The following is a 12,392-nucleotide window of genomic DNA, read 5'->3' on the forward strand; positions in this document are numbered from 1 at the left end:
CAATACCGGCCATGATGCCAGAGCGCCCTTGGCTTTACCGCTGCCCAAAAGGCCTGGCCGGCACCGTCTGCAGATAGGCGTACAGCGCCTGCGCGTCAACGTCGTTGAGCGCGCGCAGCGACTCGAAGGGCATGACGCTGATGGCCGAGCCGTCGGGGCGCTTGCCGCTGCGCAGCATGGCGACAAAGGTGCTGGCATCCTTGTAACGCGGCATGGCGCTGCCCTCGCCCGGTGTCAGGTTGGCGGCGGGTGCCCAGTCGGGCGGACCGCCGGGGATCTTGCCGCCGGCCAGGCCCGCGCCGTGGCAGCCTATGCACATATTGGCAACGTAAGCGCCGTGGGCCGCGGTCACGCCTTCGGCAATCGGTTTGGCGGGCGGCAGCGTGTGGTCGATTTTTTGCGCGGCATCCTTGATGACATCAAAGGCATAGAGCACACGCACCGGCAGGGGCAGGTCCAGCACGGCGGCGCCACCCACCTTGGGCGGCATGGCCTTGACGTAGGCGACCAGCGCGCCCAGGTCTTCGTCGGTCAGGCGGTTGTAGTCTTCGCTGGGCATGACAAACACCGGCCGGCCGTCGGGCTTGACGCCGTGGCGCACGGTGCGCACCCAGTCTTCGGGCGTGTAGCGCGCCACCACATTGCCTTCGCCGGGCGTGATGTTGGGGCCGGCCAGGCGCATGCCCTTGCCGTCGTTCATGAATTCGCGGCCCGCGCCGTTGGCGCCGTGGCAATCCGCGCAGCCGCGCGAGTTGTACAGGTAAGCGCCGCGTTCCAGCGCCTGGGCTGCGGCCGGGATGGCCACGGGCTGCACAGCCACCTTGACCTGGCGCTGGCTTTTGCTGTCGGCCATCTGGCTTCCGACCACGGCCGTGCCGGCCAGCAACAGCACCACGGCGCCGGTGATGCCGGCGCTCCATTTGATCCATCGTTTCATCGTGTCTTTTCCGGGTCTTGTTGTGGGGTGCAGGCTGGGTCGCTTCATTAGCTACTTGTGCTGTTTTGGGCAAAGGCGGGATTTTAGAAGTCGCCTAAGGAAATAACAGCGGAAATATTTGCCTGCGCTGGGCTTGCGCGCGCTGGCATGCCGCAGCCGGATACCCGTTCGGCCCGCGGCGGCACGGACCAAATAGGGCCGAATCGTGTCGAACCGGCGGTGCCGGCTAGCCCGAATTGCTATGCTTGCCGGGTGAGCGACCCGTCCCCTTCCCCCGCCGCCAAGATTCGCCGCATTGCCCACCTCGACATGGACGCGTTTTTTGCGTCCGTCGAGCTGCTGCGCTACCCGCAGCTCAAGGGCTTGCCGGTGGTCATAGGCGGCGGCTGGCGCAAGGTCGATGAGGAACTGCGTGCCGCGCAGGGCGAGCGCCCGCTGCGTTTTATCCCGGTCGAAAGTTTTCCACTGCTCAAGGACTATGTGGGCCGCGGCGTCATCACCACGGCCACCTATGCGGCGCGGCAGTTCGGCGTGGGTTCAGCCATGGGCATGATGAAGGCTGCCAAACTCTGCCCGCAGGCGATTGTGCTGCCGGTGGATTTTTCGGAAATCCGCAAGTATTCGCAGCTCTTCAAGAGCACCATTACCGACATCGCGCCGCTGATGCAGGACCGCGGCGTGGACGAGGTGTACATCGACTTCACCGACGTGCCCGGCGGCCAGCGCGAAGGCGGGCGCGTGCTGGCGCGGCTGATCCAGAAGGCGATTTTTGAAAAGACGGGTCTGACCTGCTCGGTGGGCGTGGCGCCCAACAAGCTGCTGGCCAAGATGGCCAGCGAGTTCAACAAGCCCAACGGGATTTCCGTCATTTACGAATCCGACCTGCAGGAAAAGATCTGGCCGCTGCATGTGCGCAAGATCAACGGCATAGGCCCCAAGGCCGGCGAAAAGCTCGCGAAGCTGCACGTCCACACGATTGGCGAGCTCGCCGCGCAGGACCCGGGCTGGCTGGTCGACAACTTCGGCAAGGCCACGGGCGCCTGGATGCACGAGGCCGCCTGGGGCCGCGACGACCGCCCGGTGGTGACCGAGAGCGAGCCGGTCAGCATGAGCCGCGAGACCACCTTCGACCGCGACCTGCACGCGGTGCGCAACAAGGCCGAGCTGGGCGCCATCTTCACCGACCTGTGCCTGCGCCTGGGCGAGGACCTGCAGCGCAAGGGCTACGTCGCCAAGACCATAGGCATCAAGCTGCGCTACGACGACTTCAAGATCGCCACGCGCGACCAGACCGCTGACAGCTACACAGCCGACGGCGCCGCAATCCGGCGCCTGGCCGGCCAGTGCCTCAAGCGTGTGCCGCTGGAGAAAAAGCTGCGCCTGCTGGGCGTGCGCGCATCTACCCTGGCGCGCGCCGGCGAGGTGCCGCTTGCTGACGAGAAAAGAGATCCGGAACGCGCCGAATCAAACACCACCGACCAGTTGTTTTAGGGCCTGTTAACGCTATTTATGCAAATGCGAATGGGGTGAAAACGGTGCCAATCAAGGCGCGCGACGACGCCCAGACCGGGTGTCTGGGCTAGGAGTGCAACGCCGAGTGGCGCCGTTTTCACCCCATTCCCTCCGGGTTGCGATCAAAAAGGTCTTGCGCGGCGTTGCAAAGCCTTGACGGGGTCTACCCCGCCTGCGTTTTGCGCCTTGCTCAAGGCCTTTTTGACTCGCAACGCATCTTGCATAAATAGCGTTAACAGGCCCTAACGGGTCTGTACGACGATTTCGTCCTGGTGGTTGGCGATGTGGAAGGCATGGGCCAGCGCGAAGTCGGCCTTGCCGAGCGCGCCATAGGCAAAGTGCGGCTTGAGCGGGCCTTGATGGCGCGTGAAGCGCTCAATCGCGGCACGCAAGCGGGCCGATGCGGGCCGCCAGTCACCTTCACGCCGCAAGGCCGCCGCGCCGGGAATGGGTTCGCTGAGGCTATGGCTCATCTGCCCGCGCCATTTGAAAAAAGCAAACGCGGCCGCGCCGGCGGTGTTCTGGAAAAAAGCGCTTTTGGGCTGCGGAAAGCCGTCCAGGCTCATCTCCACGCTTTGCGCCATATGCTCCAGCACCGAGACCATGGGCCACTGGCCCGTGGTTTTGACGCCGGCCGCCTTGTCCAGGCTGTCCAGCCAGCGCAGGGCGTCATCGAGTGAGCCTACTTTGGGCAGGTCGGCCATGGCGAAATCTCCGGTCAAGGTTGCCGTTGCGGCGGCTAGGAAGTGGCGGCGGTTCATTGGTGGAATGCTAGCAGTCGAGGGGGCGACTGCGTGTTCCCCAGGTGACTGGTTGCCGGGTCTTGCTCCGTCGGGTGCGCTCTTTCCCTCTCTTTAATCTCCTCTGTGCTCTTGCTTAGAGCGGCTGGCCGGGGTTGCCCGGCGGCAACTCACTTTTCTTTTGCTTCGCCAAAAGCAAAGTAAGCAAAAGAAAAGGCGACCCTGGTTCCTGCGTCCCTCCGCTTCGCTGCGGGCAGCCTGCGGTGCTCGGTCCAGACGGGGTCAAAAACAACTCGCCTGCGGCTCAAACAAGTTTTTGCCCTGATCCGTCTGGCCCTGTGCTCCTCGGCGCATCCACAAGGGGTGGGGACAAAAATACCAATACCGAAAACCACAAGGACACGCCATGGCGTGTCCTTGTTTGTATTTGTCTTCTTTGTCTTTCGGTATTTGGTTCCCGCTCCCGATTGCCCCGTCCTGGCTGGGCCGAGGAGCGCAGAGACAAGCGGATCAGGGCTGGCGTTGTCTGAGCGGAGTGAAACGCAGCGAGTTTAGCCAGACCCCGCTTGGCTCGAGCACCGCAGGTTGCCCCGTAGCGAAGCGTAGGGGACCCAGACTGCGGGTCGCCTTTTCTTTGGTGACTTTCTTTTGGCGAAGCAAAAGAAAGTTACTTGCCGCCGGGCAACCCCGGCCAGCAGAAGCCAGCAGATATCACCCCGTTGGAAAAACAAAGAAAAAAAGCTGAATCCACCCCACCTCCCCGCCCGTATTCAACAAAACCCAACAAACCCAAGCCCCCACCATGCAAAAAACCTTTTACCCCCTCCTCACCGGTCTGCTCATGGCCGCGGCCGCCCACGCCGACACGGGCAAACTCCTCCTGACCGGCGGTGTCAGCAGCATTGAAGGTGCGGCCGGCGGCGGGTTGACGCCCTGGGCTGTCATCGGCAGCAATGCCACGGCGGGGGAGACGGGCGGCTCGGCCTACCTGACCCATGTTGGTACGCGCGACTACGGCCTGAATATCTATGGTGCGGCGCTGGGCATTGATGACCGTTATGAGCTGTCCATCGCGCGGCAGGACTTCAACACGCGGGACACCGGTGTGGCGCTGGGCCTGCCCGGTTTGCACCTGAAACAAACCATCGTGGGCGCCAAGTGGCGTGTGCTGGGCGATGCCGTGCTCGACAGCGACACGCTGATGCCGCAGGTGGCAGTCGGCGTGCAATACAAGAAGCTGGGCTCGACCGGGCTGGACGGCACCTTGGCCGCGCTGGGCGCCAAACGTTCGGGGGTGGATGTGTATGTGAGCGCCACCAAACTTTTCCTGGGCCAGAGCTTGTTGGTCAACGGCACGCTGCGCGCGACCAAGGCCAACCAGAACGGGCTGCTGGGCTATGGCGCGACGCTGGGCGGCAATGAAAACCGCTACACCCTGCAGCCGGAGTTTTCCGTCGCTTACCTGCTCAGCAAAAACGTCGCCATCGGCGCCGAATACCGCTTCATGCGCAACAAGCTCGAGGGCGCGGGCCGCGCCGCGGGCCTGGGCAATGGCTTGCGCTCGGAAGACTGGAAGGACATCTTTATTGCCTGGGCGCCCAGCAAAAACCTCTCGCTGACGCTGGCCTATGTGGACCTGGGCGTGATCGTGCCCGCCACCACCGGCAATCGCAAGCAGACCGGTTATTACCTCTCGGCCCAGGTCGCTTTCTAAATCCCTGCCCACCATTGAAGGACACGCCATGAACAAAACCCTGATCTGCCTGGCGCTTGCGGCCGGCAGCCTGCTGTCATCCGGCGCCTCGCTGGCGCAAACCGCCGCCCCTGGCGACCAGCTCTACAAAGCCTTTGGTGAAAAGCCCGGCCTGGTCGCGCTGATGGACGACTTCATGGTGCGGCTGCTGGCCGACCCGCGCACCGGGCCGCACTTCCAGCCGGCCAACCAGCAGCGCGTGAAGGAGCAGCTGGTGGAGCAGCTTTGCGCCCTGAGCGGCGGCCCCTGCGTCTACAAGGGCGCGGACATGAAAAGCGCGCATGCCAACCTGGACATCAAAAAATCCGACTTCCACGCGCTGGTGGAGGTGCTGCAGCAAAGCATGGACGCCAAAGGCATTCCGTTTCGCAAACAAAATGAAATGCTGGCGCTGCTGGCGCCCATGAACCGCGCCATCATCACGCCGGCGGAAAGCGCGGCCAAACCATGAACGCGCGTCTACACGCCATCAGCTTTGCTGCATTGCTGGCGCTCAGTGCGGCGGCGCAGGCCGGCACCCTGGTGGTGTCGGTGCTCGACAAGGAGGGCAAGCCGGTGCAGGACGCGGTGGTGGTGGTGACGCCGGCCAACAAAAACGCCAAACCCAAAAACCCGCTGCCGCCGCAAGCCACCATCAGCCAGGAAAAAATGCAGTTCATCCCGGCGGTGACGGTGCTGCCCGTGGGCGCGAAGCTGCAGTTCGTCAACAACGACCCCTGGGACCACCATGTGCGCAGCTCACCCGCGGGCATGGGCCAGTTCAACGCGGCGAATGCCGGCTTCGAGCTGCGCCTGGAAGGCAAAACCGAGGGCAAGCCCGCCAAGTCCGGCGAAGTCACACTGGACAAGGCCGGCGCGCTGGGCGCGACCCTGCTGGGCTGTTTTATCCACGGCTCCATGCGCGGCTACATCTATGCCAGCGAATCGCCCTGGGCCGGCAAGACCAGCGCGGAAGGCATTGCCACCTTCGAGGACCTGCCCGAGGGCACGGCCCAGGTGAAGGTCTGGCAGGCCGACCAGCTGATAGACATCGCGCCGCAGCAGGTGACGGTGGGCACGGTGCAGGCCAAAAACGTCATGCAGCTCACGGTGGTGCCGCGGCGGCGCAGGCCCTGAGTCCCCCTTAACGCTGGCTGTCGTCCTTCTGGGAGTCCGGCTCCAGCGGCGCCAGGTCGGATGAATAAACCCGGTCGCCAATTTGCATGGCCCGGCCCTTCTCCCAGGCAGCCTCAAAGGCCGCGAGCTCTTCCGCGGTGGCGCGCTCATGGCGCCGCACCGGCGGCCGCGAATCGCCCGCGTCCTGGCCCGCGCGGAGCACGGCGGGACGGCTGGCCGAGAAGCCCTGGATCTGCTCATTGACCTGCCAATACACGCCGCTGACCAGCAGGTTGTAGCGCGCGACGGCATTTTTGGCGATAGCCGCACCGACCTCGGCCAGCCGGGCGGGCGCGCCCTCCCGGCTGTCCAGAAAGTCGGTGGAAAGGTCCACCAGCACCAGGTACTGGTGGCCCCGCTTGTCGTTGCGCACCACGCGGAATTTGTAGCTGGCCGACAGGATCCCGTGGGCCTGCATGGTCACCCGTATCGCTTCATACAGCAGCTCGCGCCTGAACTCCATGCGCTCGTCAAGGTTCATCTTGACCGGGCCTGTCTCAGGCCCCGTGGCCCCGGGCTTGGGGCTTTTGCTGGCGCTAAAGAGGTTCTTGAGCACGGACATGCTGCACTCGCTTCAGGTGTTTTTGGCGGCAAAGAACACGTAGTCGGCGGTATAGCCTTCCTTGACGCGTTTGCCGGCGTCGGCCTGCGTGGCGCAGCCCCTGGCCGGTGCATTGCCGCCCTCGGTGTTCAGGCGCTGCACGCTGGTGACGGCAGCCATCTTGCCGGGCATGCCGGCGGATTTGGCCGTCAGCAAAAGCAGCGGGATGTCGGCGGGGCGTTCGCCGTCGGCCCTGGCCTTCACCGTGCCCACGGTCTTGCTGCCGTCCAGCGCGGTCCAGTGCGGGCCGGCGCCATGCGTGCCGACTTTTTCATCCTTCTGGTTGAACAGGTCCGCCTCGGGCGCGACAAACACCCAGGCCCAGCCGCCCTTGTCGCTGGCGCGGCATTCATAGATTTGCGAGCCCACCGCATGCCAGGTGAAGGCCGCGTGCTCGTTGTCGGCCGGCTTGAGCGCGGCGGGCGCCGGCTTGCCGGCGTAGGCCTGTGCGGCCGGGCCGCCGGCGCAGGCGCTCAAGAGGCCCGCGCACAGGGCGGCGGCCACAAGGCCCGCGTTGAGCCTGGGTTGGGCGACAGCAGTTGCAATCGATGTCATGGCGATCTCCTGGAAGGAGTCCTGCCCATATTGACAGGTCTCCGGGTTAAAGAAAAGAAAAATGACGGGTAAAAATGCCCCAACAACCCCACGGGCGGAAGGGGTGTGGGCCGGCGCGGCGCCCGGCCTACCGGGGACAAACGCCGGCCGGCGCAAATCGGATGCGTTTTTCCGCAAAAAATGCCCATTCCCGCCGGCTTTTGCCGCCCAGGCGGAACTCCCTATACTCAGCCGCATGAAATTGGCCGACACGGACACCCGCAGCCTGCAAGCCCTGATCGCCGGCGCGGCGCAAGGCGACCACGCCTGCTTTGCCGATATTTATGAACGCACCCACACGCATCTGTTTGGCGTCGCCGTTCGTATATTGGGACAAGGACAGGCGGCCGAGGATGTGCTGCAAGAGGCGTATGTGAGTATCTGGAAAAGCGCGGCCGGCTACCGAAGGGAGGTGGACGGCCAAGCCATTCAACCCATGACGTGGCTGATCGCCATCGTTCGCAACAAGGCGCTGGACGCCTTCCGGGCACGCGCGCGCCGCAAGGAAAGCGAGCTGCCCGAATCGGATGAGCTGGACGAGGACGCCATCGAAAGCAGCGCCGCGCCCGCCCCCAGCGCCATGCAGCTGCTGGAGCAGGCCACCGAGGCCCTGCATATAGAAGGCTGCATGAACGCGCTCGAGGGCAGCCACCGGCAAAGCCTGGCGCTGGCCTATTACCAGGGCCTGTCGCACACCGAGGTCGCCGCGCAAATGGGCGCGCCGCTGGGCTCGGTGAAGGCCTGGATACGGCGCGGCCTGGAAAAACTCAAGGGCTGCCTGGCCGCGCAAGGGGTGGTGGCGTCATGAGATATACCAACCCCGAACTGCTGGAGCATCTTGCATCGGCCTATGTGCTGGGCACGCTGGCCGGCGGCGCGCGACGCCGCTTTGAACGCCTGCAGCGCGACCGCATCGACGTGCGTGTGCGCGTCACGCAGTGGGAGGCGCGCCTGGGCCAGCTGGCCCTGTCGGTGCCGGCGCACAAGCCTTCACCCCGGGTGTGGGCCGCGATCGCGGCGCGCACGCAGCCCGCGGGTACGCGGCAGGCGCCGAGGGGCAAAAGCTCCTGGCTGGGTTGGCTCAAGCCTGCGGGTTTTGGTGTTGGCGGCCTGGCGGCCGGTGTGGTCGCGGCCAGCGTATTTTTTATGGCCATGCCCACCCTGTTCATGTCCAGCGACCAGCTCGCCATGCGCTCGGGCGAGAAGCTGCCGCAGAGCTATGTGGGCCTGCTGACCGACGCCCAGGGCAACGGCAAGCTGCTGGTCAGCTCGCTGCGCCACGGCAAGACCATGACGGTCAAGGTCATAGGCTCCATCACACCGCCCGCTGCCGGCAAGCTGGTGCTCTGGGCCGTGCCGGCCAACGGCCCGGCCTTCTCGCTGGGTACGGTCCCGACCAGCGGTTCGGCGGTGTCCATACTGCCCGACACCTCGGAGAAACTGCTGTCCAAGGTCGGCAAGCTGGTGGTGACGCTGGAGGCGGACGCCAACCCGGCCAAGCCCGGCGAGACCGTGGTCTTCAGCGGCAATTGCGCCAAGCTGTGGTGAGCCCCCACGGCCAACACCCCCACCCATGGCGCGCGCGGTGACGATTTTTGTAGCGGTCCTGCTGCTGGCTTACCTGGCCCTTTGCGCGGCGCTGTTTGTGTACCAACGCTCGCTGATTTATTTTCCCCAGCCCAAATCCTGGGGCGGCCCGGCCACGACACAGCAGTTCCAGGTCAAGGATGCTGAACTGGTGCTCACCACGCGGCAAACCACCGGGCCCAAGGCCATCGTCTACTTCGGCGGCAATGCCGAAGATGTTTCGGCCAATCTGCCGTCTTTCGCGCAGGCCTTTCCGGGCCATTCCATTTACCTGCTCCATTACCGCGGCTACGTCGGCAGCAGCGGAAGCCCCAGCGAGGCGGCATTGCAAAGCGATGCCCTGGCCTTGTTCGACCACGTCGGCAAAGCCCATGCGGAGGTCACCGTGGTCGGAAGAAGCCTGGGTTCGGGTGTGGCTGTCTGGGTGGCCAGCCAGCGGCCAGTGTCGCGCCTGATCCTGGTGACGCCTTACAACAGCATCCAGGAACTGGCCGCGCAACGTTTTCCCTGGTTTCCCATCTCCTGGCTGCTGGTCGACAAGTTTGAGTCCTGGAAGTACGCGCCCCAGGTCACGGCGCCCACGCTGCTGATTGCGGCCGGGCAGGACGAGCTCATCCCGGCGGCCAGCACCGAAAAGCTGTATGCGCAGTTCAAGAAGGGGACGGCCGCGCTCAAGGTGCTGCCCGGAACCTCGCACAACACGATTTCGCAGCACCCGCAGTACCTGCCCTTGTTTCAATCGATGCTGTGAGCGCCGCGTCCAGCCGGCCAAGGATGCTGCACTTTTTATTTGGTCCGCGCATACTGCCATGTGGCCTTCATTGGCAACAGGCGCTTTGAGCCGGCGTTCAAGGGAGGGGGCCACCTCCGTCTATCAAATGGAAGAGAAAAGGGAAAGAAAAAATGAATGTCTTGAAGATCGCAGCGTTTTCTGACGGAAGCACAGGCGGCAACCCGGCCGGCGTGATGATCACCGGCTCCTTTCCCGCCGACGCGGAAATGCAGCGCATCGCCGCGGAAGTGGGTTTTTCGGAGACGGTTTTTGCCGTCCCGGCGGGCGCCATCTGGCGGGCGCGCTATTTCTCGCCGGAATCCGAAGTACCCTTCTGCGGCCACGCAACGATTGCCCTGGGCGCGGCGCTGGCTCTTCAACACGGCGATGGCGTGTTTGCCCTGAGCCTGAACAAGGCCGACATCACGGTTGAAGGCCGGCGCAACGGAGACACCATTGCCGCCGCGCTGCAATCGCCGCCCACGCGCAGCCAGGCTGCGCCGGAAACGCTGGTGCAGGCCACCCTGGAGCTGTTCGGCTACGGGCCGCCCGACCTGGACCCGCGCATTGCGCCGGCATTGGCCCATGGTGGCGCGGATCACCTGGTGTTGGCCCTGAACAGCCGCGAAAAGCTGGCGGCCATGCAATACGACCTGGATGCGGGACGCGAACTGATGAACAAGGCGGGTTTGGTGACCATCCTCCTGGCTTACGCGGAAACGCCCCGGCTTTTTCACACGCGCAACCCCTTTGCGTCGGGCGGTGTGTACGAAGACCCGGCGACAGGCGCGGCCACCGCCGCTTTTGCGGGTTACCTGCGTGACCTGGATTGGCCGCACGGAGGCGCGATCAACATCGTGCAGGGTGAGGACATGGGTATGCGTTCGCGCTTGCATGCCCAGATTCCGCCTGCCCCGGGAGCCTCGATCAAGGTTTCCGGGACGGCGCGCATCATGCACGAGCTGGCTTAAGCCCATTACAAATAAATACGAATTCCCCCGCATCCGATTTCCTTTTCACGTCGTTTGTATAAGGTGCTGATTTGCAGCGCATCCCATTGACCCACATTTCAAGGAGCCCGACATGAACGCTTTTTCCATCCGCAACTTCATTGCCCTGCCCGTTGTCGCCCTGGCCCTGGCCGGTGCTGCCGTCGCAGCCGATATCCAGACCACGCCGGTGCAGAACGCGCAGATCGACGACTTCGCGGCCGGCAAAAAAGCCATAGACGCCAAGAACTGGTCCGAAGCCGTGAGCAGCTTCAACAAGGTTGTGGCCAAGAACCCGAAGAATGCCGACGCCTACAACTACCTCGGTTATTCCAACCGCTGGCTGGGCAAGTACGACGAGGCTTTTGCCGCCTACGGCAAGGCCCTGGCGCTGGACCCCAACCACAAGGGCGCGCTCGAATACTCGGGCATCGCCTACCTCAAGACCAACCAGAAGGCCCAGGCCGACGCCCAACTGGCCAAGCTGCAAGCCATTTGCGCCAACTGCGAAGAAACCCGCGACCTGGCCAAGGCCGTGGCTGACTACAAGCCGGCCGCCAAATAAAGAAGCACCCAAAACCCTCCCGGCGCCGCCGTGCCGCCGGGAGGGTTTTGCCAGCGGTTTGACATGCGCGGCCTGAGCCGATTCGAAAGAGAAAAACCATGACCGACACCAACCGCCTCAAATACCTGCGCATCGCGCTGCTGCTGATGGGGCTGACCTTTATCTTCGCGCTGTGGCCGCTCACCATGGTCTGGCCTTCGGGCTGGTCCTGGCATGCCGAGGGGCGCTCCTACTACCTGGAGATGATCCTCGGCCTCTACGCGACGCTGGGCGTCTTCCTGCTGCTGGCGTCGCGCAATCCCCTGGCCCACCTCAGCCTGATCTGGTTCACCGTCTGGTCCAGCATCGTGCACGGCGGGATCATGGCGGTGCAGTCCTTCAGCGGCCAGCACACCATGGGCCACCTCTGGGGCGATGTGCTGGCGCTGTTTGTGGTGGCGGCCGTGCTGGCCGTATTGACACCTCGCCAAGCCTGAGACGAAAGAAATTCCATGACACACGCTTTTTCATCGCGGATGCTGGCATCCACCCTCTGGTTGCTGGCCGGCCTGGCCTTTTCCGCGGGGGCCGGCGCCGCAAGCCTTTCCGTCCTGGTGCTCGACAAGGAGGGCAAACCGGCGCCCGATGCGGTTGTGGTGGTCGTGCCCTCGGCCAAAACCGGTGCACCGCCCAAGCCCCTGCCCGACCAGGTGACGATTTACCAGGAGAAAATGCGTTTTGTGCCGGCCGTCAGCGTGGTGGGCGTGGGCGCCAAGGCCCAGTTCGTCAACAACGACCCCTGGGAACACCATGTGCGCGCCTCGGCCGCCGGCGCGGCGCAATTTAATACGGCAGCGGGCGAAGGCTTTGAGCTGCGCCTGGACGGCAAGCCCGAAGGCAAGCCGGCCAAAACCGCCGATGCCACTTTCACCAAGGCCGGCGCCGTGCTGCTGGGCTGCCACATCCACGGCTCCATGCGCGGCCATGTGTATGTGAGCGATTCGCCCTGGGCCGTGCTGACGAATGCCGAGGGCGTGGCACAGATCGAGCAATTGCCCGAAGGCGCAGCGCAGATCAAGGTCTGGCACGCCGACCAGCTGATAGACATCGCGCCGCAAGCCCATACCGTGACGGCCTCGCCGGGCAAGCTCACGCTGCAGCTCAGCGTGGTGCCGCGCCGCCGCCGGATCTGAGGGAAGCGGGCGCAC

15 protein-coding genes are annotated in these 12,392 nt (G+C 64.4%); 11 read left to right on the plus strand and 4 right to left on the minus strand.

Annotated elements, in window-relative coordinates; all coding sequences use genetic code 11:
• Window positions 1–34: 34 nt before the first annotated feature.
• Entirely contained in the window at window positions 35–937 is a 903-nt protein-coding gene (locus ACEN9P_RS04315; protein WP_495621198.1) for a c-type cytochrome, read from the minus strand.
• A gap of 309 nt (window positions 938–1,246) precedes the next feature.
• Here ACEN9P_RS04315 and ACEN9P_RS04320 point away from each other — a divergent pair, with 309 nt between their 5' ends.
• Window positions 1,247–2,428, plus strand: coding sequence for a Y-family DNA polymerase (locus ACEN9P_RS04320; RefSeq protein WP_495622139.1), 1,182 nt, complete (start codon window positions 1,247–1,249; stop codon window positions 2,426–2,428).
• Window positions 2,429–2,691: 263 nt separating this feature from the next.
• On the opposite strand, the gene ACEN9P_RS04325 is transcribed toward ACEN9P_RS04320, so the two are convergent.
• A complete protein-coding gene (locus ACEN9P_RS04325) occupies window positions 2,692–3,153 on the minus strand; it encodes a DUF1569 domain-containing protein (protein ID WP_477661202.1) in 462 nt (153 codons plus the stop codon).
• Window positions 3,154–3,991: 838 nt separating this feature from the next.
• On the opposite strand from ACEN9P_RS04325, the gene ACEN9P_RS04330 reads away from it, so the two are divergent.
• The 3 genes from ACEN9P_RS04330 to ACEN9P_RS04340 are packed head-to-tail and all read left to right on the plus strand — an operon-like array spanning window position 3,992 to window position 6,058.
• The gene (locus ACEN9P_RS04330; protein WP_495621199.1) at window positions 3,992–4,903 is read left to right on the plus strand and encodes a DUF3034 family protein; all 912 of its coding nucleotides are present in this window, start codon (window positions 3,992–3,994) and stop codon (window positions 4,901–4,903) included.
• 28 nt (window positions 4,904–4,931) lie between these two features.
• Window positions 4,932–5,393: a group I truncated hemoglobin gene (locus ACEN9P_RS04335; RefSeq protein ID WP_495621200.1), complete on the plus strand. Its 462-nt coding sequence runs from the start codon at window positions 4,932–4,934 to the stop codon at window positions 5,391–5,393.
• The gene (locus tag ACEN9P_RS04340) at window positions 5,390–6,058 is read left to right on the plus strand and encodes a cupredoxin domain-containing protein (protein ID WP_477661205.1); all 669 of its coding nucleotides are present in this window, start codon (window positions 5,390–5,392) and stop codon (window positions 6,056–6,058) included. Before ACEN9P_RS04335 ends, ACEN9P_RS04340 begins: the two co-directional genes overlap by 4 nt.
• A gap of 7 nt (window positions 6,059–6,065) precedes the next feature.
• Here the strand turns inward: ACEN9P_RS04340 and ACEN9P_RS04345 are convergent, their stop codons facing one another.
• Both ACEN9P_RS04345 and ACEN9P_RS04350 read right to left on the minus strand, forming a co-directional pair.
• On the minus strand, window positions 6,066–6,659 hold the full coding sequence (locus ACEN9P_RS04345; protein WP_477661206.1) for a hypothetical protein: 594 nt from the start codon (window positions 6,657–6,659) through the stop codon (window positions 6,066–6,068).
• A 12-nt stretch (window positions 6,660–6,671) separates the two neighbouring features.
• On the minus strand, window positions 6,672–7,253 hold the full coding sequence (locus ACEN9P_RS04350) for a DUF3455 domain-containing protein (protein ID WP_477661207.1): 582 nt from the start codon (window positions 7,251–7,253) through the stop codon (window positions 6,672–6,674).
• Window positions 7,254–7,488: 235 nt separating this feature from the next.
• On the opposite strand from ACEN9P_RS04350, the gene ACEN9P_RS04355 reads away from it, so the two are divergent.
• From ACEN9P_RS04355 to ACEN9P_RS04385, 7 genes are all read left to right on the plus strand, one after another.
• Complete coding sequence (locus ACEN9P_RS04355) at window positions 7,489–8,100, plus strand: RNA polymerase sigma factor (RefSeq protein WP_495621201.1); 612 nt, start codon at window positions 7,489–7,491, stop codon at window positions 8,098–8,100.
• Window positions 8,097–8,840, plus strand: coding sequence for an anti-sigma factor (locus ACEN9P_RS04360; protein ID WP_495621202.1), 744 nt, complete (start codon window positions 8,097–8,099; stop codon window positions 8,838–8,840). Before ACEN9P_RS04355 ends, ACEN9P_RS04360 begins: the two co-directional genes overlap by 4 nt.
• A 25-nt stretch (window positions 8,841–8,865) precedes the next feature.
• The gene (locus ACEN9P_RS04365) at window positions 8,866–9,630 is read left to right on the plus strand and encodes an alpha/beta hydrolase (RefSeq protein WP_495621203.1); all 765 of its coding nucleotides are present in this window, start codon (window positions 8,866–8,868) and stop codon (window positions 9,628–9,630) included.
• 152 nt (window positions 9,631–9,782) lie between these two features.
• Entirely contained in the window at window positions 9,783–10,622 is an 840-nt protein-coding gene (locus ACEN9P_RS04370) for a PhzF family phenazine biosynthesis protein (RefSeq protein ID WP_495621204.1), read from the plus strand.
• A gap of 112 nt (window positions 10,623–10,734) precedes the next feature.
• Window positions 10,735–11,205, plus strand: a complete 471-nt coding sequence (locus tag ACEN9P_RS04375) for a tetratricopeptide repeat protein (RefSeq protein WP_495621205.1) — start codon at window positions 10,735–10,737, stop codon at window positions 11,203–11,205.
• A 98-nt stretch (window positions 11,206–11,303) separates the two neighbouring features.
• Window positions 11,304–11,681, plus strand: a complete 378-nt coding sequence (locus ACEN9P_RS04380) for a DUF6632 domain-containing protein (protein WP_477661213.1) — start codon at window positions 11,304–11,306, stop codon at window positions 11,679–11,681.
• 15 nt (window positions 11,682–11,696) lie between these two features.
• The gene (locus tag ACEN9P_RS04385; RefSeq protein WP_477661214.1) at window positions 11,697–12,377 is read left to right on the plus strand and encodes a cupredoxin domain-containing protein; all 681 of its coding nucleotides are present in this window, start codon (window positions 11,697–11,699) and stop codon (window positions 12,375–12,377) included.
• Window positions 12,378–12,392 lie beyond the last annotated feature (15 nt).

The sequence above is a fragment of the Polaromonas sp. Polasp52 genome, from assembly GCF_059491565.1.